This window comes from Bacillus sp. EU63 (assembly GCF_038592915.1).
GTDB lineage: Bacteria > Bacillota > Bacilli > Bacillales > Bacillaceae > Bacillus > Bacillus velezensis.
In genome coordinates this window covers 217,748-241,756 of record NZ_CP151944.1, presented here as the reverse complement: position 1 = coordinate 241,756, position 24,009 = coordinate 217,748, and the positions used below count along the sequence as shown (strand labels likewise).

Here is a 24,009-nt window from a genome sequence, read left to right as displayed (position 1 = left end):
GGTCTTTTCTATTAATCAATCGCCGCATGATCCTCTTTTTCAATCAAAGCAAGGCGTTCATTGATTTCTTCCTGAGTCATTTCGTGCTCTTTCACATACATGTTGCGTTCGTTCGTACGGCATTCGTGACTGCAGCTGCGCATGTATTTGTATTCATTCTCAGGTGTGCAGATCATTTTTTTATTACATGCCGGATTTGCGCAGTTCACATAACGCTCGCACGGCTCGCCCGTGAAATAATCTTTTCCGATGATGACGTGCTCTACGCGGTTGACCGGTACGCTGATTCTTTCGTCAAACACGTAGCACTGTCCGTCCCACAGCTGCCCTTGCACTTCAGGATCTTTACCGTAAGTGACGATACCGCCGTCAAGCTGGGACACGTCTTCAAAGCCCTGCTTCAGCAGCCAGCCGGAAAATTTCTCACAGCGTACGCCGCCTGTGCAGTACGTGAGGATTTTTTTGCCTTCAAGCATGTCTTTGTGCTCTTCAATCCAGTCCGGCAGCTCACGGAACGCCTCAATATCAGGTCTGACCGCTCCGCGGAAATGACCGAGGTCATACTCATAGTCGTTTCTGGCGTCGATCACGATCGTGTCAGGATCCTGCATTTGCTCATAAAAGTCTTTCGGTTTCAAATGCTTGCCCGTCGTGACATTCGGATCAACATCATCTTCGAGACGAAGCGTCACCAGCTCTTTTTTATGGCGCACAAACATTTTGCGGAATGCATGGCCGTCAGCCTCGTCAATTTTGATCGGCATGTCGGCAAAACGCGGATCAGCTTTCAGCGCATTCATGTATTGTTCCGTCTGTTCAACCGTTCCGGACACCGTGCCGTTAATGCCTTCCTCAGAAATCAAAATACGGCCTAACAGACCGAGCTCCTTACAAAACTTCAAATGCTGAGCCGTGAACTCTTCAGGCTCATCAATCTTTACATATTTATAATAAAGTAAAACTCTATATTGTTTTTCCATGATTTATACACCCTGTTCAATTATATTAATGATCACGCACACTATACTATATCATACAGGAAAACGGGCGAAAGATGAACATTTCCGTCCGTACTCTTTCTTCCAGTCACGCTTCGCCTTTTAAAACCTGCTGAAAATAAAACCGATACGTATTGCGCAAAAAGGTCTCAAGCGAAAGGCCGGCCGCGGTCTGATACTTGACGATAATAAACGGAAAACGGTCACGGCCTTTTGTCCGCAGAAGATCCGCGCTGTCTTCAGCCAGTTCTGAGATGAGCGCCTCAATGACAGGCTGGCATGCGTCCCGCACGGCTTCAAGAATTTGCTGATCCCCTGTATGCTGGTACTGTTCTATCAGCTTTGCCAAATCCTTTTCTTCCATAATGTTCACTTCCTTACACCATATAAAAAAGAGGAGCAGCTTTTATAAAGCGGACGCCTCCTCCTGTGACTCCGCATAACCGATGATCTGACCGACCTGTAATTCACGGCCTTCAGTCAGGTTATCCGAAGGGGTAAACATATCTTTCTCGAATACTAAAATAACGGTCGATCCAAATGAAAAATAGCCCAGCTCTTCCCCCGTCTCAAGCCTGTTTCCGGTGTTTGTCTGAACGATCGAGTTAATATTCATCGCACCTACCGGAATCATGAGCATCTGCTGGTCAGCACGGGTCAGCTCGTACACATAACGGTAATTTTTTGAGAGCACGTCTTTCCCGTACTTTAACCCCATCGTATTAACGGGATAGGAGCGTTTCCCCAGCTCGGCCAGCTTCTGATACGTGCAGCTGACGGGAGAATGGAAGCGGTGGTAATGTCTCGGGCTCAGGTAAAGCACGGCAAAACACCCGCCGTTATACTTGTGATCGGCGCTTTTAAACCCCGTCAGTTCGGCGAACGAATAATCCTTCCCTTTTACCATGAAAGTTTGATTAGGATTAATCATGCCCACCGTCTGAACGACGCCGTCCACCGGGCTGACGATGGCGTTCTTCTCTTTTGCCACGGGGCGGAGATTCAAATTAATATCACGAATGAAAAATGACGCCAGTGAATCAAAGTCAGAAGCCGTGCGTTCCGTTTCATTCCAGTTAATGCGATAGTGTTTGGAAAACAGCGGAATCATCGGCTTGCTCAGTTTCGATTCACAGAAGTTTTTAATGAGATAAGACGTCAATCGATTATTAGTCAGTTCAATCAATGAACGGTAAAGAACTTTAGCGGCAGTATTAAACATTGATTACTCCTATGAATTTTCCTATAGTAATAAAAATAAAACACCATAAAAACGCTCCGATAGCGGCGAAGCATAAGTAGGTTTTGAATTCCATTCTGCCGATTCCGGAAAAGTAGCAGGTCACGTGTCTGATGCCGGGGATAAAATAACCTAAAATAATGGTGTACGGCCCGTACTTCTTCATCCACCTGTCTACTTTCGCCATCCTCTTTTCCTTCAGGCCGACCCATTTCCCGAACTTATTAATAAACGGGCGGCCGGCTTTTCTGCCGATGAAGTAGCTGATAATCATCCCAAGGAGCGCTCCGATAAAGCTGATCAGAATGGAGAGCCCGTAATTCAGCACGTTTATATGAGCGAAGTAGCCCACAAGCGTCATCATGACTTCATCCGGAATAGGCAATCCGATAATACCGAGTGTCAGCATGAGAAAAATCGCGATATATCCGTAATCGGATATTAATTGCTGAACTAATTCCATCTTCTGCTCTCCAGGTTTTCAGGCGCCTGTTTTTTAAAGTGCGGAAATTTAATGTTGCTGACCATTAAATAACCGAGCGCGATCGTTCCCGCCCCCAGAAGAAAAGCGTTATTGATAAAGCTCAAAATGACAAGACACATACCCGCAAACGGAATCGGCATCCCGATAAACGTCGGCAGCTTGCTTTGTTCAATATTAAATCTGGAAAGACGGATCATCCCGCAGATGCTGTAGGAAAGCGCGATTAAAATTCCGATGAACGGAAGCGTATATAATGAAACACTGTAAGCGAGCATGGACGGCGCTACGCCGAACGTCACGAGATCAGCAAAAGAGTCAAGCTCTCTTCCCATCTCCGATACCGCGTTCAGCTTACGGGCGGCCAAACCGTCAAAAAAATCAAGGAACATCCCGGTGAAAATAAAGATCACCGCAGAGTGTATATTATGATACAAAAGGGAATGAATCGATAAGAGCCCGCAAATGAAATTTCCAATTGTAATCATACTAGGTATATAATTCACAGTTTACACAAACCTCCAATTAAAACCATATCAAATCGGACTGCGTATGCATAAAGAATACATTTTAAGGAAACATAAAATGAAATTCTTTCAATGCTATCATTCAAATTCTTTTATTATACAGCATTTGGTGTTATTTGAACAATCTAATCTGGTGATTTTTGTTTTTTCGCCGTTCATATTAAGGTAAGCAATCATGGTTTCCTCTATTCCGGATTACCCTGCTTAAATATTCCATGCCGCGATCCGGATTGTCCGTTTATGATGAATGAAAAGCCGTATGATGTATTGTTATTTTCTTATCTGTTAAATGAGAACATTACATATAACGATTGCGGACATAAAAAGTTTCAAGAATTAAAAAACCGGCACAAAACGGCCTCATACATTATCTCACAACCCCGTTTTCCAGTATATAGTCTGTCCAAACAAAAAAGGCGCCTTACCATTACGGTAAAAACGCCTTTTAAGATCATTTTATGTAATTGATAAATGACTGAGTGCTTCGGCCGCTCTTTCTCTGGCCTCTTCAACGGTCTCGGCTGCAGAAAGCGCAACCGCCATACGGCGTCCGACTTTCGTGACGGGTTTACCGAATACGCGGACCTGAGTGCTTTTTACCGCCAAAGCTTTCTCCAAACCTTCAACCGCATAATCAGCAAGCTCTTTTGGCGCCTTCAGCGGACGGCTTGCCCCCGGCGACAGCTGAGTGATTTCCGGAATCGGGAATCCCAATATCGCGCGGACATGCAGCGCAAACTCTGACAAATTTTGCGTCACAAGCGTAACGAGCCCCGTATCATGCGGACGGGGAGACACCTCGCTGAAATATACTTTATCTTCAGTAAGGAAAAGCTCCACCCCGAACAAACCGTATCCGCCGAGCTCATCCGTTATGCTTTTCGCAATGTGTTTCGCCTCTTCAATCTGCTGTTCCGTCATATGATGAGGCTGCCATGATTCAATATAGTCACCGTCTTTTTGTTCATGTCCGATCGGCGCGCAAAAGGACGTACCGTTCGCCGCGCGCACTGTCAGAAGAGTGATTTCTGACTCAAATGGAATGAATTCCTCAACGATGACCCGGCCGTTTTTCACCCGGCCGCCTTCCATTGCCATGTCCCAGCAGCTTTTCAGCCCGGAAGCCGAGCGGCACACGCTTTGCCCTTTTCCGGAAGAGCTCATCAGCGGCTTTACCACGCACGGAAAGCCGATTGTTTCTGCCGCTTCTTTAAATTCTTCATATGTATTCGCGAATTCATAGCCGGCAGTCGGAAGATGAAGCGTCTCTGCCGCAAGCCGTCTGATGCCTTCACGGTCCATCGTCAGCTTTGCCGCACGCGCATTCGGAATGACGTGAAACCCTTCTTCCTCAAGCTTCAGCAGCTCATCCGTCGCAATGGCTTCCACTTCCGGCACGATCAAGTCCGGTTTTTCTTTCTCAATGACTTCTCTGACCTGCGCTTTATCAAGCATATCAATCACATAGCTTTTGTGCGCGGCCTGCATGGCGGGAGCATGCTCATAGCTGTCAACGGCTATAGTGACAACCCCGAGCCGCTGCGCTTCAATGACGACTTCTTTCCCCAGCTCGCCTGATCCTAATAACAACATCTTCTTCGCCTGATACATGTCCTTTGGCCCCTCCCTTTCTATACCCCACTCATTATAACGGAAATATTCAAAAAATAAAGACAAGACAGATTACAAGCTCTATCCTGTCTTTTGTGCTGATTCGAGCGATTCAATCGCCGCTGACACGTCCTTCTCGCAATATTGCCCCATTAAGCATAGCGATTCTTCCGCCCGGCAGGCGTGAGAAGCGATGCGGCGCTTTGCTTCCTCATGGTTGTCAAGAATGCCGAGATCACAGAGGCTGACGGGGAAACCGAGCCGGCGGTAAAACGGAAGCAGCTCTTCAATCTCATGTCTCCGATTCTCAAGCGCGAGCTGCACCAATATGCCGTAAGCAACCTTCTGGCCGTGCAGCACCTGATGTGTCTCCTGAAGAAAACTGAGGCCGTTGTGGACCGCATGCGCCCCTGCCATCCTGCACAAACGGCCGCCATACCCGCCGACCGTTCCCGCAAGCATAATGATCGTTTCCGCCGTATGGATGAACGGCACGGACAGCTCGCCTTTCTCCATGCTTACGACGGCGGCTTCACTGTAACGCAATAACAGATGACGGATATATTCCGCCTGTCTCAGCCCCGCCTGCGCCATCAGCGGCGGCGCCTCCTCCGTATTTCTGATGACCGCCTCGGCCTCATACCATTTCGCCAGCGTATCACCGATCCCGCTTTTCATATATTCAATGGGAGAGGAAAGCAAAAACAGCGGATCAACAAGCGTCAAATAGCTTGAACGCTTATGATAATCCACTCTGATAAAATTGCCGCTCTCATCATACATGACACTTAACGGCGTACTTGCCGCACACGTCCCCGCAATGGAAGGAACCATCACAGCCTCTATATCAAGCCGGTCTGCCGCCGCTTTTGCCAAATCCAAAATCGTGCCGCCTCCGATACCGATGATCACATCCGCATCTTCCGCCTGCTCACAGACCTTACGCACCGCCTCAGGTGAACAGTATCCTTTATGCTGAATCACATCCCAGGAAGAACCGCCGCCGTAATCGGAGAACGCCTGATAGGATTTGATTCCGGTCACAATAACGGGTTTTCTGAATGTCTCCAGCAGCCCCGGAAGCTCTTTTGCGATTCCTTCCTTGCATATGTACTGATTCGGGCCGCTTCGGACGATATCTTCAGGCTTCATTCGAATCTCTCCTTTGGCTGGAATTTATATATATTTTCCCACTTGTCAGAAAATACATCAACCGGAGGTGCGTCAGCGCTTCGCTTCTTCCGCCTCCAAGAACAGCTCATCAAGCCGCTCCAAAGCCTCTGCCTTTTCAAAACTGCTGAACCACAGATCATCATAGGAATCAAGGATGCGGTAATGGTGGGAAATCAAATGCTGCTGCAAGCGGAACTCGCCTTTTTTCTCGATGGCTTTCCACCACACCTTGCCGCCCATCGTCTTCCCCTTCGGCCTGTCAATTGTGCGGTGAGCAACCGTTTCAATGACCTCCAGCGGATCATCTCCTAATACGGATTGCAGTGTTTCACTTGATCTGAAAAGCGCGCAAACCGCCACAACGTGCGGCCATTCCGCAAGCGCCCGCCCTTTCTCAATCTGCACCAGCGACTTTTTAGAAAGGCCGATCACATCCGCCATTTTCTCCTGTGTGTAGCCTCTCTCCGACCGGATTTTCTTCAGCTGGACTGAGACAAGCTCAGTCATATAATCTTGATCCATCTCAACCTCCATATTTATCAATATAGCCATTTTACACCGCGGCACGCCTTTTTTATATCAGAACATTTTCAAACAAATCAAAAGGACCCGGGATTGGCTTATCATTGAAGCGATGTACCTTTCCGCATAATCCAGAATGATGCGGTGAATACAAACGTACGCCCGAAGAGACAGGTGCGGGCTCCCTGGCGGTTGAGCTCCGGAAAAAATAAAAAGCTGCCGCAGCTGCGGCAGCTAAAACATTATAAGCTGAAAATCAAAATTATGAAGCGAATACAATCCAACTCGCACTATAATTGACACGTTTTTTCGAACCTTGATTGACCATTTTAAATCTGTATGAATCTCCTTTTTTTAACAAAGGTGTTTCAAAATAAGTCGTTCCATTTTTCTTTGCATTGGCGGTTTTGATTGTTTTCCAGGCACCTTTGCCGTTGACTTGCTTTTGGACGTATATTTTATACGTGCCCTTCCCTTTACTGTTGGATTTAAAAGTCACGGCTCTCAAGCTGTACTTTTTTGTCGTCTTAGTGAATTTAGGGTGATAGGTATTGATCACATAGTTAGTGAAATACCCGCTTTTATAAGTATGAAGCCAATCTTTAGCCTCTGCTTTTTGCGGAGAAGAAAAACCCATAAAACCAATTCCGCTGATTAAAAGAGTAAAAATAATGATGAGCGACTTAAAAATCTTTTTGCTTTTCATCGAGAAAACCCTTCCTTCCTGTAACTATTTACCCTATTTATGTTAATGACAATATAGCTAATCATAAATCCGTCCAACTAACCATTTTGACTGCAGGAAGAGATGAAAACAGCCCTGAAAATGACTATATGACTACTACTTATGATTCTTGTTATTTTTGATTAAGTGATAAAGTTACTTTAAAGCGCTATCCATTTTGCTGTTTTTGTATCAATTGTCATAGAGAGATCTTTACCTATCAATGCCTCTCTATCGGCGTTTGTATGATGGGGCTGTCCTCGGACAAACTCCTGCGCCCATGACAAACTGTCATACGTTTGCCACCTATGAATGAACGCACACTACACGTAATGGAGGGATTGCAATGGACGAAATGGTCCTGGAAACACAACAATGGCTGAATGAGACGTACAAAGGCAGACACGGGTACAACAAGGTGCCGGAAAACGGAAAAACAGGCTGGGATACCATTTACGGTCTGACACGGGCGCTTCAAATTGAGCTCGGTATTTCAGAACCCGCCGATAACTTCGGACCGACGACACAAAGATTGTTTAAACCGCTGAAAAAGCAGGCTCCCGATTCTAAGCCGACAAACATGAATTACATTCTGCAGGGGGCGCTGTGGTGTAAAGGATTTAACCCGGGCGGATTTTCTGGCGTTTTCTATGAAAATACCGAAAGCGCTGTAAAAGAGTTTCAAAAAGCGGCCGGACTTACTAAGCAAGACGGCATCGTCACGGCACTCATTATGAAGGCTTTGCTGGATATGAGCGCTTTTCGGTTAGTAGCGGGAGGCGACAAAAGAATCCGCCAAATCCAGCAGAACCTGAACCGGGATTACAATGACTACATCGGCTTGATGCCTTGTGACGGCTTATATGCTCGCGATACAAACAAGGCTCTCATCTATGCTCTGCAAAAAGAAGAAGGCATGAGCACAAGCGTCGCCAATGGATTTTTCGGGAACGGAACGACCAGCTTATGTCCTACCTTGACTCCCGGCGATTCACGGACAGGCTTTGTTTTGATTGTTCAATACGCGCTTTACTGTAATGGGAAATCATTTGACCCCGGTGAATTCGACGGAAAATACGGCGTCGGAGTTGTATCGGCAGTGAAAGCTTTCCAAGAATTTATGTGCCTGCCGCAGACAGGTTATGCGGACATGCCGACGATTAAAGCTTTATTATCAAGCTCAGGCGACACAACGCGGGCTGCTTCAGCTTGTGACACCGCTGCCATTTTGACGGCAGATACGGCTAAAACTTTGCGTGAGAATGGCTATAAGATCGTGGGAAGATATCTGACCGGGAATGTGCGGACTAGCAGCGGACTGACATCGAAAGCGTTAACGTCAAAAGAACTTTCCGCGATTTTCAATGCCGGCTTAAGCGTGTTTCCGATTTATCAGGACGGCGGCTATGAATCTTCTTATTTTGTAAAAGACCAAGGAACGAGAGATGCGTACAGCGCTGCATCAGCCGCCCGAAGATTAGGTTTTCCGTCAGGAACGACCATTTACTTTGCCGTCGATTTTGATGCGTATGATTATGAAGTCACGGATAAAATCATCCCTTACTTTCAAGAAATCAAGTCAGCCTTTATGAAAATGCAGGCGTTCTCAACTGCGCCGAAATATGAAATCGGGGTATACGGACCGAGAAACATTTGTATCCGGACGTCAGAAGCAGGTCTGACCAAATATAGCTTTACGGCTAACATGTCGACCGGATTCAGCGGCAACCTCGGATACCCGATGCCGAAAAACTGGGCTTTTGATCAATTTTATGAAGGAACGATCGGAAGCGGAGCGGGAAAAGTCGCCATTGACAAAGACGGATACTCCGGAAAAGACTCGGGTGCAAGCAGCGTCCATCCGCCTTCTGATCCTGTGTATGATGCAAGACTAAACACATTAACCAATATTCTGTCAACAATTCCAGCATTGGAAAATTCATCTGGTCTGGCCAATATGATGTTCGAATTCGGTACAACCGAAACCATTTTAGCCTCTCCAACTTTAGATATCTTATTGTCTACTTCAATTCTGTATACGATCCCAAGTGAGGGGTCTGCTAATACAATGACAATAACGAATGGAAAGCCCGGGGCTTATGTTACTGGTTTACTGGGAGATACACAAACAATACTTACGGCTTCAGACATCCGTTCTTATCAAAATTTATTAGACAATCTGAGCCTATCTGTAAGAAACGGTTATCTGGAAATGGCAGTGACCCCATCTGCTCAATCATTAGATGTTTCAATTAAAATCTATACACCTGACATTCCAGTTGCCGATGGGTCCACAACTGGACTTACGACCATGTTTACGTTTAGAATTAAAACGTATAAAGGTGTACCGGTTTCAGCTGCAGAAAGTGAATTAGCGAAGGACTGGGATCTTCTCCCTTCAGGCCTCGTTATTGTTGCAGGGGTGTCTGCTTTCTATTTCTCCTCTAAGATCCTTACTGTTGAAAAACCGACCGAGAATAAAACAGTAGAAGCGGTAACTGAATTCGCCGCAGTTTTACTAGCCCTTTACGCTTATATGACTGATCTCTACTAATCAAAGAAAAACTGCATGAATATCTTATTCATGCAGTTTTATTCCTATTATTTTTTTGGAGGTTTCACTCATTGAATGAAAATCAATCCGCATTTAACACAGCAAAGCAAACCGCACAAAGATTGTTAAAATGTAAGAATGAACAAGAAATGATGGACTTTTTAGCTGAACAGGATGTACATACGCTCAGTCTTTTAAAGTACTATTACTCTGCTCCGGCTCTTCCTTTTCAAATGCTCATGAAGATTGCTTTTTGCTGTATAGTGATAGCGTTGATCTTCACTTCATTCTTGTTTATTCAAGTCAAAACACTCATACCTGTTCCCATTTTATCTGATCTGTTGCCGGCAGTGTTTTCACTGTTTACAATCGGATGTATTGTCGCGTTTTATATGTTTTTTTCGCGCGAAAAGAAAGACCGGTTACCTGACAGCCGCTTAAGAAGAAACACTTACTCCTTCCGGGTTATAAATATGATAAATACAAATCTGGAAAAGAAATATCGTACACTGGCTTCTTTAGCGGGCGGTAAACAAAGTGATGATACACTCGACGAAAGCATGAAGCAGATTAGCTCTTGTAAAAATGATGAAGAACTGATGAAATGTCTTGAAGAACAAGATACTGAGAAGTTATTCAAGCTGAAAAATCAGTTTTCCAAACCTGACTCCTCATTATTTGATTTTATGAAATGGATTTTTATCGGAAGCGTTATTGCTATGTTTCTGACTGCACTTTTCTCAGGTCAAGTCAGCTATGTTCATGTTCCCCGCCTACTTCCGTATCTCCTGCTTTTTTTATTCGCCAGGGGCTTAATATATCTAATAAAACTGCTGAAACTGTACCAAAAAGGGCCTTTGCACTCCATTCCTCACTTTACAAAGAACGCTGAAAACACCCGTATCACCGGAATGATAGACTTTGTCCTCGAACAACGATACAAAGACATGATCAGTTAAAAACCCCTCTGCTTAAGGGGTTTTTTATTATGCAATCCTTTCACCCCCCTTATCAAAAAAGGCTCTTCCTCTTTGGAAATAACCGGAACACCCAATTTCGTTTTCAATATAATGAGGTAGTGGATCTGCAAAGAAAGAAGGGCGACATGATGGGTATCATTAATGGCAAAATGTTCATTGACCGATTAAATCAGCTTGGAAATGAGATTTGGCTCGATGGTGAAAAGATCGAGGGACAGATTTCTGAACATCCCGCATTTAAGGGCCTTCTGGAAACGAAGCGCTCTCTTTATGATTTGCAAACGAAACCGGACATGAAAGATCAAATGACTTACAGTCTTCCCGGTAAAAAAGAACGGGCCGGGCTTTCATACCTGCAGCCGAAAACGAAAGAAGACGTAAAAAGAAGAAGAAACATGTTCGAACATTGGGCCAGACACACGCACGGAATGATGGGACGAAGCCCGGATTATATGAATACCGTGCTGATGAGCTTCGCCTCCTCCGCCGCGCTTTTGAAAGACCGCGAGCATTGTTTTCCGGAACATGTTCAAGCGCTGTACGAACGCGCTGCTGCTCAGGATCTTTCTTTTACGCACACGTTTATCACCCCTCAGGTGAATCGTTCACAAATGGGTGTAAACGTATCGCCGACACCTATCTCGGCAAAAGTCGTCGATAAAAATGAAAAAGGCCTCATCATACACGGCGCCCGGATTTTAGCCACACAAGGCGGCCTGACGGATGAAGTGCTCGTGGTTTCTCTGCCTAAAATGTATTTTGAATCGGATGAAGCGTTCGCTTTTTCAATCCCTTCCAATACAAAGGGAGTAAAATTCATCTGCAGGGAATCTTTCGTACTCGGAAAATCAGCGTTTGATTATCCGCTCAGCTCAAGATATGAAGAAATGGATTCTATCGTTGTATTTGATCACGTTTTGGTCCCTTGGGAACGCGTATTTTTTTATAATAATTACGAGGCGGCTTTTGATTTTAATATGAAAAGTTCTTTTAACGCCTTCGCATTTCATCAAGTTATCACGAGACAAATTGTAAAGACGGAGTTTCTCCTGGGTCTCGCCCAAACGCTTGTCGAAGCGATAGATGTGGGCGAATATCAGCATATTCAGGCTAAGATGGCTGAAATCATCACCGGTCTGGAAACGATGAAAGCCCTTTTGGAAAAATCGGAGAATGATGCGGAAACAGATGAATGGGGTTATATGCGTCCGAGTGTCACTCCGCTTCGTGTGGTCAGCGCGATTTTTCCCGACATTTACCCGCGCTTCACGGAAATCATTCAGCTGATCGGAGCAAGCGGAATGGTAACTTTGCCGACTGAAAAATCGTTCAAATCGGACATCAGAGGAGACCTTGACCAATATTTGCAGGCGGCCGAATTGAACGCTGAGGACCGGGTAAAAGTGTTCCGCCTCGCATGGGATTTGACCATGAGCCCCTTCGGAACAAGACAGACACAATATGAGCGGTACTTCTTCGGTGACCCCGTCCGCTTAACCAGCCATCTGTACAGAAGCTATCCGAAAGAAGAACAGACCGCGGTCATCAAGGAATTCCTGCACATTCATAAATAAAACAAAGCAGAGAGCGCATCTCTGCTTATGATAGCTGGATCGGCTGGCGCCGATCCTATTTTTTATTTTGGCTGATCACCACCATCGTAATATGCGATAACGCGAAAGAGACAAGCGTATACACAACGGCCCACCCGATAAACGAGAAATTCAATACGGTAAATGTGCATATAAGGCAAACGGCTAAAGCGGCAGCCGGCATAATGAACGCGTTTTTAAACAAATACGTTCCGGCGACTGACAAGATGATGATACAAAGCGGCAGAACACCGAACGCAAAATCCAATTCATCAATCAACAGATGCACTCCCTTCGCTTTTCTTAGTTCGGCCTAACACATCTTATGCCTGAGTACAAAATCGAGTACTTCAAATCTTTCGCGCTCCGGCTGATATTCCCTCCGGTTATTTATTCAAAAAAATGAAAACTTTCCTTAAAGCGTTTACATTCACGTCAGACTGTGATAATTTAAGAAAGCGCTATCATACACAAGTTAATGATTTTTGGATGGAGATGAGGAGAACCAGGAAACCCCGCCCTTTCACAAGGGTGATTTCTGGTTCTTTTTGTCATTTTCAAGGAAAGGAGTCATACATACATCATGATAGACGTTCAGCAAAGGGGAGGATATGATGTTTCAATTGTTCAAGCCGGCTCCGCATATTGAGAGATTGGATGATTCAAAGACGGATGCGGCCTATAAACGGCTCAGGCTGCAAGTATTTTTGGGGATTTTCATCGGGTATGCCGGGTATTATTTGCTTCGCAAAAACTTTGCCTTCGCTATTCCTTATTTTCAGGAACAAGGGTTTTCAAAAGGGGAACTCGGCTTGGTGCTTGCGGCCGTATCAATCGCTTACGGCTTCAGTAAATTTATTATGGGGATGGTGTCTGACCGCTGCAACCCGAGGTATTTCCTTGCGACAGGTCTGTTTTTGTCAGGTGTCGTAAACATTTTATTTGTTTCCATGCCATGGGTCACGTCAAGCGTGACGATTATGTTCATTTTTATGTTTATTAACGGATGGTTTCAAGGAATGGGCTGGCCGCCTTGCGGACGAACGATGGCTCATTGGTTTTCCATCAGTGAACGCGGCACGAAAATGTCGATATGGAATGTCGCCCATAACATAGGCGGAGGTATTCTCGCCCCGCTCGTGACTCTCGGCATCGCCATGTTTGTTACTTGGAAAAGCGTGTTTTTCTTTCCGGCGATTATCGCCATCGTCATTTCATTTGTGATTGTTCTTCTCGTTCGGGACACGCCGCAATCCTGCGGGCTTCCGCCGATTGAAGAATACCGGAATGACTATCCGAAACATGCGTTCAAAGACCAGGAAAAAGAGATGACGACCAAAGAAATTCTTTTCAAATACGTGCTGAATAATAAATTTCTGTGGTATATCGCATTTGCCAATGTCTTTGTTTACTTCGTACGGTACGGTGTCGTTGACTGGGCGCCGACTTATTTGACGGAAGCGAAAGGATTCTCTCCTGAAGATTCCAGATGGTCTTATTTCCTTTATGAATATGCGGGAATCCCGGGAACGATTTTGTGCGGCTGGATCAGCGACCGGTTTTTCAAAAGCCGCCGCGCGCCGGCAGGCGTACTGTTCATGGCCGGCGTATTTATCGCTGTATTGGTCTACTGGCTTAACCCTGCCGGTCATCCGCTCATCGATAATATCGCGCTGATCAGCATCGGCTTCTTAATCTATGGACCTGTCATGCTGATCGGGCTTCAGGCCATTGACCTTGCGCCTAAAAAAGCGGCGGGAACGGCAGCCGGCTTAACCGGGTTTTTCGGCTACATCGGAGGCTCTGCTTTCGCCAACGCCATCATGGGTTATGTCGTAGACCGCTTTGACTGGAACGGCGGATTTATCATGCTTATCTCCTCATGCGTGCTGTCCATCGTCTTCTTGGCTATGACGTGGAATACGGGCAAGCGGGCGGAGCATGCGTAAGAAAACAACATAAAAGATTAATATTTTTGCAGTACAGGATTTACAACTATCTTCTACGCTAGAGACAGATATTGATTTTTTTAAGGGGGAAGAAAACATGCGGAAACATAAGTTGTTTGCTTTGGTATTGCTTTCATTCGGTTTATTGTCATTCATCGTCACGCCTGTATCAGCAGCGGGAAAAGGAAACCTCTTGTCTCCTGACAGAATTTTGACCATTGCCCATCGCGGTGCTTCGGGGTATGTCCCGGAGCACACGATCCTTTCTTATGAAACTGCGCAAAAAATGAAGGCTGACTATATTGAGTTGGATTTACAAATGACAAAAGACGGCAAGCTGATCGTCATGCATGATGAAAAATTGGACCGCACCACAAACGGACAAGGCTGGGTGAAGGATCATACATTAGCCGAGATTCAAAAGCTCGACGCCGGCTCTTGGTTCAATAAGGCCTATCCGGAAAAAGCAAAACCGCAATACGCCGGACTTCGCGTTCCCACACTTGATGATGTGTTAAAACGGTTCGGCAGACATGCAAACTATTATATTGAAACAAAGGCGCCCGAAACATATCCGGGTATGGAAGAAAAACTGATCGCTTCACTGAAAAAATACAAATTGGCAGGTAAGCATGCGAAACTTGGACAAGTTATCATTCAGTCTTTCAGCAGGGACAGCCTTCTGAAAATCAAACAGCTCGATCCGAAACTTCCCGCCGTCCAATTGCTTGAAGCGGAACAGATGACGTCAATGACTGACGCAGATTTAACGGACATTAAAACATATGCCGTCGGAATCGGACCGGATTACAAAGCGCTGAACGCTCAAAGTGTCCGAAACATTCGCAGCCACGGCCTTCTGCTTCATCCTTACACCGTAAACAGCGAGGCGGACATGCGCCGTCTGCTGAATTGGGGCGTAACCGGTGTGTTTACCAACTATGCGGATATATTTCAAAAGGTTAAAAAAGAATACAAATCATAAAGCCAGCATGGGTTCGGAGATGATGCCGAACCCGTGTTTTTTTGCCCGATAATGCAAACGCATCATGGGTTATGTAGCGGGCGGAGCATATTATTAAAAGGCTGAGACTCACCTTAATTGTAAAAAGGTATCACTGTAATGATGAATTACTTGTGATACCTTTTTAAACAAAAGGATATAATTATTTATTTCTATTATCTATTTTCTTTCTTATACTATTTGTAATAGACGATAATACAAGTGATACTAAACCATAGACAACCACCCATCCCCAGAAGGATAGATTAAAAACAGTAAACATTAGTATGACAGAAACAACTATACTGACAAGCGGCATTATATACACTTTTTTGAAAATATAAGTGAATATAATCGATAAGACGATAATAGAAAGTGGTAAAATACCAAAAGCAAGATCTAGCTCATCCATTATTATTCTCCTTTGTGAATTTAATTTCCCCTTAAGTATACTCACTCAGCTGTCTAGCCATTTATATCTAATCACTCCATATTTCTTTGTTTTTCTTAATCATAAAAAAGTCATATTCAGAAACATGGGCATTGTTAATAATTTTTTCAAGTCCTCTGATAGGAGTAGATTTTAATTTTTTTCCGTTTTTATAAGAGTAAGAATTAATCACATATTTCCCGCCCTTGCTTATTTCTAACAAGAAAATTTTAGACTCGTCAAAATAAGTGAATTTTGCTTGGTTTTCAAATTTTGTCGACCTATTTAACGGGATTTTTTTTCCCGGCTTCATACTTTTCAGATCGAAAGTATAAAGTATTGAATTAGCTGCCAAATGATATAAAGTGTCATTTTTCACAAAAAAGTTATTAGTGGAAAGAGGAATTGCCAGTTGAGAAATTTCCTCAGGGATATTATAGCTGCCTAAAGGAAAAGCCCCTTTGTACTTATTATGTTTTAAATCAATTTCTGCTACTTTGAATTGTACTTTGTTTGATTTATCCGTTTGGTTATATAGTATAAAAAAGGCTGAGCTTTTTTTAACTATTATCTGTGAATAAACACTCCAATTTTCTTCATTTAATATAGGAATTGTTGTTCCTTTCCCTACTGTAACTTTATCTTTATCTATTTTAATACCCTGAAAAGTCGGTGTTTTGGTTGAAGAATCTTCATTTATCACGTAAATATATTCACCGTCATTACCGGTACTTGTGTAGAAACCCGGAATAATCTTTTCATGAAATCCACTGCCGTTACCCCATCTGATTAAACTATTATAATGGTTTTCACCGACTCCTTGATTATTCAAAAAATAAAAGATATTTTCTTTTATTAAATGGCCTGATGATTGCCCATAACTTGTATGTACTTGATGTTGCATCGGGAATTTTTTAAAGTTACCGCCTATCATATAAACTTCTTTTTTGTCCTGTCTAACTATGTTTTTTTCATCTTGTGCAATGGTTCCAACTTCAATAGCATCTCCTTTTACAGCTGTTGCTTTTCCTTTTTCATCAATATATACAGTATAACTCCCATCTTTAGGGTAATCTATTGTAGCTGAATAATATATAGCTGCAATTTTATCATTCAAGAAATTCTTTTCTTTTTCTGTTTCAGTTTGTTTAACATCAGAAACTGTATTAGTATATTTAAAAGTTCCGATACATATAAATATACCTATTAATACTATGACCGCAATTATAATTAACCACTTAATTTTGTTCAAATATAATCTCACTCCTTAAAATAATAATGACTCCCTAAATAAACTTAGGGAGTGACGATGCAGAATGTTACAAAAAATTTTCGCTTTTTCATACTTATTACCATCAACTATTTGTTCATTTTTCCATATTTTAATTTATTATACAATTATTTCAAACACGACTTGCGTACTATATTTTCTCTGTGGTTAATTATTTGTTTTGTCTCTAAAACTTTGACTTGGAGTACAGGAAAACGGATGAAGTTACGGAGAAGAAAGAAACACATAAAAGATTAATAGTTGCCCAACATATCTTTTACATTCATTGTTTAATACGGAAGACAGTTATTGATAAGGCGGAAGAAAACATGCGGAAACATAAGTTGTTTGCTTTAGTATTGCTTTCATTCGGTTTATTGTCACTCATCGTCACGCCTGTATCGGCGGTGGGAAAAGGAAACCTTTTGTCTCCTGACAGCCACGGCCTTCTGCTTCATTCTTACACCGTAAACAGCGAAGCGGACATGCGCCGTCTGCTGAATTGGGGCGTAACCGGTGTGTTTACCAACTATTCGGATATATTTAATTTTGTTAAATCTAATAGGGATCAATAGGTTTACGAATCTAAAGATTTCAAAACAAAAACTGCACGTATATCGCGTGCAGTTTTATAATATTAATTTTAAATATTTCTCCCTTTAAATAACGGTCTTAGTATATTCTTAACTTTTGCTTTAATAGATTTGCCCTTATAAATAACAGGAACACTTTGTTGCAAATGACCAATAATCACTTCTGCATTCTTTTTTAGCTTAATTTGTTTTAACTCCTGCTTAGTTACTTCAAAACTAAAATCATATGACATTTTTTTTCGGGTAGAATCTTTAAGTACCACATCAGGTTTAAACACAAGAAACCTTCCAAAATTCACCTGGAAAGAATTTTGTTCTCCAAAACTTAAATCTGTTTCACAATCAAAATGTCCTTTAATCCTAGAACCGCTGCAGGTTAACACAAAGTTTTTAAAATGTAACATTTGATGTTTAACAACAAGAGAAAGATTACCCCATTTAGTTAGATACGAGTTTATAACGATAGGTTCTTTACATCCTTTTGCAATATAAGAAGCATTTTTTAAATAAACGCTTTCTTTCGATTTTAATCTCAATGATTTCGTATAATCTTCTATCTTACTAATTAATCTTAAATCTAATATACCATCTTCGCTATTTAAATGGAGTAAAGATTCTATAGAAATATATGCATAAAAATAAGTAACTTTTTCTTTTTTTATAATTTGCGTATCTATTTCAAAAGGATATTTTTTTTCAAAAAGGCTTCTATAAGCTGGAAATGAAATTGTTTTATCTTTTTGTTCTCTCAAAGAGACTTCGATAAATAAACGCTCATTTGAGGAGTCAACATGTGAATGATAACAAAAACCCTCTAACAAAACGGCATTCTCTAATTTCTCTATTTTTGTTATTTCTCCTTCAAATTTATTATTACGATGAAAGGAAATGGACTCATGCAAGGCCAAATTGTATGCTAATTCTGGTTTTGGATAGACCTTCCCATGTTGTACTACCATGTTACCAGGTTGTTTTTCAGCGTACCAGAAAGCAATTAAATCCTCCAATTGTCCTTTCTCAATTAAACGTAATAAGATTTTATGGCGGGAAGAAAACTGCTGGTAGTAATCTAAGTATTGGTACTTGTCAAGCATTTTCTTTAATGTATTAAAAATATAGATTTTATCTTCAATTAGAAAAGACTTTGAAATCAGAGCGCTTAACTCCACTTCCATAATCCTTTCCCAGTAATGAAAGAAAATCAGCCGTTTTTTATCTGTTTCAAGGTTCAGTAATTCAATAGATGCCAATGTTTCTATGATTCTGAACATAAAACTTTTACCTGATAATGGTTTCTTAGTAAGTTGAACCCTTCCTATTGTTTGATGATTGGTCAAATAATAACACGGGTAATCTTTAACAAGGGCTATGGAATTTGAATATGCATACGCTTGAATCATAAACGGTTGATCTTCTCCTAGAGAGAAGTGTTCCGGAAAACGAATATTATGTTTAATTAATAACTCCCGTTTAAATAGCTTTTGAGCACTCATAGTAAAAAGAGCATTGGAACCAGGGAAGGAAAAACAATCTGGATTCTTTTTAAATACAGCCACAGGAACACCTCTATTAATTCCTTCATAACGGCCGATAATTATATCACTTTGATACTGAACTATTTTTTCTTCCATCTTTTCTAAAGCTTCAGGTCCTAAATAATCATCTCCGTCTAGAAAATAAATATAATCACCTGTTGCTGCTTCTATAGCTTTGTTCCTCGGTCTGCCAGGTGCGCCGCTATTCTGCTGATGAATTACTTTAATAAACTTGTACTTGCTCATGTATTCATCTAAAATATTACCGCTTTTATCAGTTGAACCATCATTTACACAGATAATTTCAAGTTTGTCCTCTCCAACTGTTTGGTTCACTACGCTATCGAGACAATCTCTAATTGTGTTTTGATCATTATAAACCGGAATAGCTACAGTAAATATCATCTTTTTTCTCCTTAATTATTGTTTCCTATATAAAAACAAGTCCAGAATTATTCGAATCCAATTTTAAAAGTTTACCATAATTTCTTTCTTTTATAAATATGGGTTAAAAATTTTAATGTGTTTTTAAACCTAGCCACCGTAATCTAGATAATAAGATGGAATATTTCCAGTAATTAAATCGGATTTTCCATAAGATCCCTAACAAATGCTTTGATTCATTTCTCTTTGAATTTGGAAAGCTCACTTCATTTAATCCTAATTACGATACTTTGCGGATTTTTAATTTACCCATAAAAAAACACCTCTAAGTCGTTTTCAGGTATGATACCTGCTTTTCAACTTAAAGGTGCCTTTGTCCTGCGCTTACAGGCCCAGACTCTCAAAAACTTCAACTTTTTATAACTTACTCTTTTCCGGCAGCGGCTTCCGCCTGTCCGCCTTTTAATTGATCATTGATTGCTTTGGCGTCTTTCAAATACTCAGTCTTGAATCCGCTCTTCAGCGCCCACGCATAGAAGGCAAGGGCAACGATTGCGATCAGCCCCATATCCCAGCCGTACGGAATGATGTTCAGACCGCCGAATTTTTCACTTCCGAGCCATGAAATGACCATCATGCTGAGCAGATAGACAACCATCCAGACGCCGCCTTTAAAGTTTCTGCGGAATCCTTTCCACTTCGCTTTCGCTTGGTAGTAGAAATAAATCGGAAGGCCGATCAAAATGATAAACAGCACCTGCCCTGTTAACGGCCAGCGCGCCCAATACAGCACGAGAGACGCGAACACGAAGCCGAGCGGTGCAACCACGCTCAGGCCTTTCAGACGGAGAGGCCTGTACAAATCCGCCGCCGTCCGCCGCAGCGTCATCACCGTCACGGGACCCGTGATATAGGAAATCAGCGTCGCAACGGAAATGATTTCAGCAAGCACGCCCCATCCTCTGAATAAAAACAAAAAGATAAACGATACGATCAGGTTGAAAATCATCGCTTGGCGCGGCACGCCGTACAGCGGATGAAGCTTTCCGAAAATGCTCGGCATATATTTATTTTTTTCCATGCCGTAAATCATGCGGGACGTCGTAGCGGTATAAGTGATACCCGTTCCTGACGGAGATACGAACGCGTCCGCATAAAGAATAATGACAAGCCAGTTGATATTCAATGCGATCGCCAAATCGGCAAATGGAGAGTTGAAGTTCAGGTGACTCCAGCCGTGAACGATCATGGAAGGTTCAACCGCCCCGATAAATGCGATTTGCAATAGGACGTAAATGACGGTTGCGACCAGCAGCGAACCGACAACCGCAATCGGAATCGATTTGCCGGGATTTTTTGCTTCGCCGGCCATGTTAATCGGGCTTTGAAACCCGTTAAACGCAAATACGATACCTGATGTGGCCACCGCCGTCAGCACGCTTGCCCAGCCGTTCGGCGCAATGCTTGAACCGGATGTGAAGTTTCCGCCGTGAAAACCGGTAAACAGCAGCGCTCCGATTGTCAGCCCCGGAATAATGATTTTAAATATGGTAATCAATGAATTCGCTTTTGAAAATAAGTTAACTGTCCAAAAATTCAGTAAAAAGTAAATAATCAGTAATACGGATGCGAAGCCGAGCCCCTCTCCCGTAAGAGTGCCGTTGTGAACGAGATTGCTTGTCCATTTTGCCCATTCCCACGGCCATGAGCTCATATATTGAACAGACGCAACCGCCTCCACCGGAATAACGGAAACAATCGCAATCCAGTTTGCCCATCCTGCGATAAATCCAATAAATGATCCGTGAGAATATTGAGTATATTTTACCATTCCCCCGGCTTCCGGGAACATTGAACCCAATTCACTGTAAGAAAGTGCGATAAACAAAATAACGATCATACCGATAATCCAGGAAATAATTGCGGCAGGTCCCGCAATCTGAGCCGCCCGCCACGCCCCGAATAACCAGCCGGAGCCAATCATCGACCCAAGTCCGACCATCATGAGTGCAAACGTTCCCATTCTGCGATGTAATTGATTCATAAAGTTAACACCTTTCAATTAAAATATGACTCCAGCGCTATCATATATTTATAATATTATTCTGAAAATAGATTTGTCAATCTTTATCGCATTAAAGCGGAAAGCCAAAATTACCCTTCAGATGTTTAAACAGCCGTTAAGCGGGAATAACTACTGCAAGCCAGAAATAGAAAGGAGTTTTTATCGTGAAACAAAAACTGCTCATTTCAGGACTTGCCGTGTCGACTGTCGGAGTGACTTCCTACCTGCTCAAAGATAAATCAAACCGCCAAAAGGTGATGAACTTTATCCGCAATATGAAAACATCGCTCTCCGGGAAGCAGGATATTGAATCATTCCCCGTCAACAAAGCAGGCAACCCGCATCCCGAAGATATTGAAGATAACAAAATGGTATCCGAAGGCTCCATGTACCCGGTTCAATATTATGATGACAAGAAGAAATAATCTGTTCCCGGGCTGCCCGGCCGTATCAAACGGCGGCAGCTTTTTTATGCAGACGGCGTTTGATAGGTCCGCCAATATTGGCGCGATCCTTTCTCCCGCACAGTAATGCCCAGTTTGGATATTTCCGCTTTCAGCTCTTTCGCATCAGCCTTTTCCTCCTCTTTCAGCGCCTTTTCTCTCGCTTTTAAAAGAGCATTTGCCCCCGGCTCCAAATCCGGCGTGTCCGGCACCCACCGTTTGTATTCTTCTTTAAAAGGATCTTCCGTCCCCAGCCAGACATACCCATGCGCGCGAAACGCATCAGCCGCTTTTTCAACCGCCGGCTCAAGCTTCTCCCGAAAAAGCTCCTGTCCTTCAGTGCCTAATAAGACAAGATGCTTCTCATCCGTAAACACACCGGAAATGCTGTCTTTCGAAAACACGCTTTCTTCATTATATATGGTTAAGGACACCTCGCTGTCCGTCACGACCGCCGTAAGACATTCTTTAAAAACAGTCCGCGTCAGCCACATTCCCCCGATTAAGCCGATAACGGCGATGACAGCCGCAGCCTTCCATCCGTGAAAAGAAGCGATCATTTCCAGCGGCCCGATAACAGGCAGCCAATCCAATGTTACGGCCCATTTCGCAATGACCGGCAGAAACCATCCGATGACCAGCCCCAATAATGGCGGCACCAGAAAAACTAAAGCTTTTTCAACCGATGATAACTCAAGAACCGTCTGTTTTTTTATTTCGTTCATGTTTCTCCTCCGTCTGTTTTTTTCACAACTATCCATTATACAAAGAGTTGGATGATTCTGTAAACTGTTTCCGAAACAATAAAAAGCCTCCCGACCGCCGGGAGGCTTTTTAAAACAGGAGCTCATATACTTCATTCAATTCCATCGTGCGCTTCTCATCCTGCTCGTTCTCAGCATATTTGATTTCCTTTTCAAGCACCTGATTCAGCGCATCCATTTCCAAATCATTTAGATCTTTCACAAACTCGCCCTCATTTTCATAATGCTTCACCTGAAGCTTTTTATAAATCCCTCGGCACACATCATGCTCCAAGTGGTTCGAAAGCGACTCGCGCAAATATCCGAGTGTCCTGTCCATCATGTAAGCCCTCCCTTTTCTTTAGGAATAGCTTCCCGGAAAGAGAGAAAAACTATACATGAAAGCACCGGGCGGCTGTTTTAACTCTGTACCTGAATGGAGAAAAATCCGCTGCTTAACGGTGTGTACGGCCCGTTCAGCCCCGTTGCGGAGAAAGAGAACGTTCCTGAACTGACATAAGAAAGAGGAACACTGTAATATTTAATATAGCCTGTAACGATATTGCCGTTTTTCGTATATTCATCTTCCAGCGCTTTTGACGTAAGATTTGTAATATTCGTTCCGTTGTTAAACGCCTGGATCGTGTTATTGTTCGGATACCCTTGGAAATATACGGCTAAATAACCCGTTGTACCCTTCATCGGTTTTGATGCGCTGATTTGGTTCGGCCCGATATTTTCCCATTGGTAACTCTGACCGTCAGACGTCACACCGATAATACGGATTTGTGTTAAAGCAGGAGCCGGCGCCGCAGACGCTGATGGAGCCCACAACCCGCTCACAAGCAACAAAACAGCGGCGGCCGCCGCGAATAGCGTAACGAGTCTCTTTTTCATGTTTTTTCCCCCTCTAATTCTTTTCGTAGAATCCTATACTATTTTACACGATTTACAAGGAAAAAGATTACATTTTATAAAAGAGTCCGGAACACTTTGTGAACTAGATATGAAACGCTCTTGAAACGCCGTTGATCATGAGAAAGATGCCGCAGATTCTTAACACGACTCTCGAACTTCTGTCATCTTTACCGAAAAAGGTTTTTCCGAGCCTCCCGATCCATACGTTCATTGCGGCTCCCGCGAGCAATTCTATGATTCCGATTATTTCTGCCATATACAAAGCAGCCACCCT

At 43.0% G+C, this 24,009-nt stretch carries 24 protein-coding genes and 1 pseudogene; 7 read left to right on the top strand and 18 right to left on the bottom strand.

The features are described from left to right. Positions 1-11: 11 nt before the first annotated feature. From NYE38_RS01345 to NYE38_RS01305, 9 genes are all read right to left on the bottom strand, one after another. Positions 12-980 carry a rhodanese-related sulfurtransferase gene (locus tag NYE38_RS01345; RefSeq protein WP_003156708.1) on the bottom strand — a complete coding sequence of 323 codons (969 nt, stop codon included), beginning with the start codon at positions 978-980 and terminating at the stop codon, positions 12-14. Between the two features lie 106 nt (positions 981-1,086). Continuing rightward, positions 1,087-1,362, bottom strand: a complete 276-nt coding sequence (locus NYE38_RS01340) for a hypothetical protein (RefSeq protein WP_025650173.1) — start codon at positions 1,360-1,362, stop codon at positions 1,087-1,089. 42 nt (positions 1,363-1,404) lie between these two features. Beyond that, a complete protein-coding gene (locus NYE38_RS01335) occupies positions 1,405-2,220 on the bottom strand; it encodes a phosphatidylserine decarboxylase (RefSeq protein ID WP_015239079.1) in 816 nt (271 codons plus the stop codon). Beyond that, entirely contained in the window at positions 2,213-2,701 is a 489-nt protein-coding gene (locus NYE38_RS01330; RefSeq protein WP_025650172.1) for a DedA family protein, read from the bottom strand. The genes NYE38_RS01335 and NYE38_RS01330 overlap by 8 nt, the downstream gene beginning before the upstream one ends. Next, a complete protein-coding gene (pssA, locus tag NYE38_RS01325) occupies positions 2,692-3,225 on the bottom strand; it encodes a CDP-diacylglycerol--serine O-phosphatidyltransferase (RefSeq protein ID WP_003156712.1) in 534 nt (177 codons plus the stop codon). The genes NYE38_RS01330 and pssA overlap by 10 nt, the downstream gene beginning before the upstream one ends. Positions 3,226-3,702: 477 nt before the next feature. After that, on the bottom strand, positions 3,703-4,857 hold the full coding sequence (gene purT / locus NYE38_RS01320) for a phosphoribosylglycinamide formyltransferase 2 (RefSeq protein ID WP_017419324.1): 1,155 nt from the start codon (positions 4,855-4,857) through the stop codon (positions 3,703-3,705). An 81-nt stretch (positions 4,858-4,938) separates the two neighbouring features. Then, positions 4,939-6,009, bottom strand: coding sequence for an iron-containing alcohol dehydrogenase family protein (locus NYE38_RS01315; protein ID WP_065180912.1), 1,071 nt, complete (start codon positions 6,007-6,009; stop codon positions 4,939-4,941). 72 nt (positions 6,010-6,081) lie between these two features. Continuing rightward, positions 6,082-6,552 (bottom strand): helix-turn-helix domain-containing protein, encoded by a 471-nt coding sequence (locus NYE38_RS01310; protein WP_003156718.1) that lies wholly within the window; start codon positions 6,550-6,552, stop codon positions 6,082-6,084. A 262-nt stretch (positions 6,553-6,814) separates the two neighbouring features. After that, positions 6,815-7,258: a hypothetical protein gene (locus NYE38_RS01305; protein ID WP_014304257.1), complete on the bottom strand. Its 444-nt coding sequence runs from the start codon at positions 7,256-7,258 to the stop codon at positions 6,815-6,817. A 364-nt stretch (positions 7,259-7,622) separates the two neighbouring features. Here NYE38_RS01305 and NYE38_RS01300 point away from each other — a divergent pair, with 364 nt between their 5' ends. The 3 genes from NYE38_RS01300 (at position 7,623) to hpaB (ending at position 12,384) form a co-directional block, all read left to right on the top strand. Further along, entirely contained in the window at positions 7,623-9,830 is a 2,208-nt protein-coding gene (locus NYE38_RS01300; protein ID WP_065180911.1) for a glycoside hydrolase domain-containing protein, read from the top strand. 71 nt (positions 9,831-9,901) lie between these two features. Further along, entirely contained in the window at positions 9,902-10,789 is an 888-nt protein-coding gene (locus tag NYE38_RS01295; RefSeq protein WP_063636925.1) for a hypothetical protein, read from the top strand. Positions 10,790-10,938: 149 nt separating this feature from the next. Beyond that, complete coding sequence (gene hpaB / locus NYE38_RS01290) at positions 10,939-12,384, top strand: 4-hydroxyphenylacetate 3-monooxygenase, oxygenase component (RefSeq protein WP_025650168.1); 1,446 nt, start codon at positions 10,939-10,941, stop codon at positions 12,382-12,384. A 55-nt stretch (positions 12,385-12,439) separates the two neighbouring features. Here hpaB and NYE38_RS01285 read toward each other — a convergent pair whose 3' ends face one another. Beyond that, positions 12,440-12,682: a DUF2651 family protein gene (locus tag NYE38_RS01285; RefSeq protein WP_007408994.1), complete on the bottom strand. Its 243-nt coding sequence runs from the start codon at positions 12,680-12,682 to the stop codon at positions 12,440-12,442. Between the two features lie 334 nt (positions 12,683-13,016). Between NYE38_RS01285 and glpT the strand changes: the two genes are divergently transcribed. Next, positions 13,017-14,351 carry a glycerol-3-phosphate transporter gene (gene glpT / locus NYE38_RS01280; protein WP_063636927.1) on the top strand — a complete coding sequence of 445 codons (1,335 nt, stop codon included), beginning with the start codon at positions 13,017-13,019 and terminating at the stop codon, positions 14,349-14,351. A 97-nt stretch (positions 14,352-14,448) separates the two neighbouring features. After that, the gene (locus tag NYE38_RS01275) at positions 14,449-15,336 is read left to right on the top strand and encodes a glycerophosphodiester phosphodiesterase (RefSeq protein ID WP_017419318.1); all 888 of its coding nucleotides are present in this window, start codon (positions 14,449-14,451) and stop codon (positions 15,334-15,336) included. Between the two features lie 181 nt (positions 15,337-15,517). Here the strand turns inward: NYE38_RS01275 and NYE38_RS01270 are convergent, their stop codons facing one another. Together NYE38_RS01270 and NYE38_RS01265 are read right to left on the bottom strand one after the other, a co-directional pair. Next, positions 15,518-15,766, bottom strand: coding sequence for a DUF2651 family protein (locus NYE38_RS01270; protein ID WP_014720665.1), 249 nt, complete (start codon positions 15,764-15,766; stop codon positions 15,518-15,520). Between the two features lie 67 nt (positions 15,767-15,833). Beyond that, a complete protein-coding gene (locus NYE38_RS01265) occupies positions 15,834-17,036 on the bottom strand; it encodes a hypothetical protein (RefSeq protein WP_025650166.1) in 1,203 nt (400 codons plus the stop codon). 455 nt (positions 17,037-17,491) lie between these two features. Between NYE38_RS01265 and NYE38_RS01260 the strand changes: the two are divergent. After that, positions 17,492-17,629: pseudogene (locus NYE38_RS01260) on the top strand (glycerophosphodiester phosphodiesterase family protein); the annotation flags it as partial. 68 nt (positions 17,630-17,697) lie between these two features. Here NYE38_RS01260 and NYE38_RS01255 read toward each other — a convergent pair. Further along, positions 17,698-19,587, bottom strand: coding sequence for a glycosyltransferase family 2 protein (locus tag NYE38_RS01255; protein WP_340801455.1), 1,890 nt, complete (start codon positions 19,585-19,587; stop codon positions 17,698-17,700). Positions 19,588-19,990: 403 nt separating this feature from the next. Then, positions 19,991-21,610: an APC family permease gene (locus NYE38_RS01250; RefSeq protein WP_014416799.1), complete on the bottom strand. Its 1,620-nt coding sequence runs from the start codon at positions 21,608-21,610 to the stop codon at positions 19,991-19,993. A 185-nt stretch (positions 21,611-21,795) separates the two neighbouring features. Here NYE38_RS01250 and NYE38_RS01245 point away from each other — a divergent pair, with 185 nt between their 5' ends. Further along, positions 21,796-22,056, top strand: coding sequence for a hypothetical protein (locus NYE38_RS01245; protein WP_003156732.1), 261 nt, complete (start codon positions 21,796-21,798; stop codon positions 22,054-22,056). 44 nt (positions 22,057-22,100) lie between these two features. Here NYE38_RS01245 and NYE38_RS01240 read toward each other — a convergent pair whose 3' ends face one another. From NYE38_RS01240 to NYE38_RS01225, 4 genes are all read right to left on the bottom strand, one after another. Beyond that, positions 22,101-22,799: a hypothetical protein gene (locus NYE38_RS01240; protein WP_110085389.1), complete on the bottom strand. Its 699-nt coding sequence runs from the start codon at positions 22,797-22,799 to the stop codon at positions 22,101-22,103. A 109-nt stretch (positions 22,800-22,908) separates the two neighbouring features. Further along, positions 22,909-23,157, bottom strand: coding sequence for a sigma-G-dependent sporulation-specific acid-soluble spore protein CsgA (locus NYE38_RS01235; protein ID WP_029974790.1), 249 nt, complete (start codon positions 23,155-23,157; stop codon positions 22,909-22,911). Between the two features lie 80 nt (positions 23,158-23,237). Next, positions 23,238-23,714: a DUF4879 domain-containing protein gene (locus tag NYE38_RS01230; protein WP_017419311.1), complete on the bottom strand. Its 477-nt coding sequence runs from the start codon at positions 23,712-23,714 to the stop codon at positions 23,238-23,240. 103 nt (positions 23,715-23,817) lie between these two features. Further along, positions 23,818-23,997, bottom strand: coding sequence for a hypothetical protein (locus NYE38_RS01225; protein ID WP_017419310.1), 180 nt, complete (start codon positions 23,995-23,997; stop codon positions 23,818-23,820). Positions 23,998-24,009: the final 12 nt, after the last annotated feature.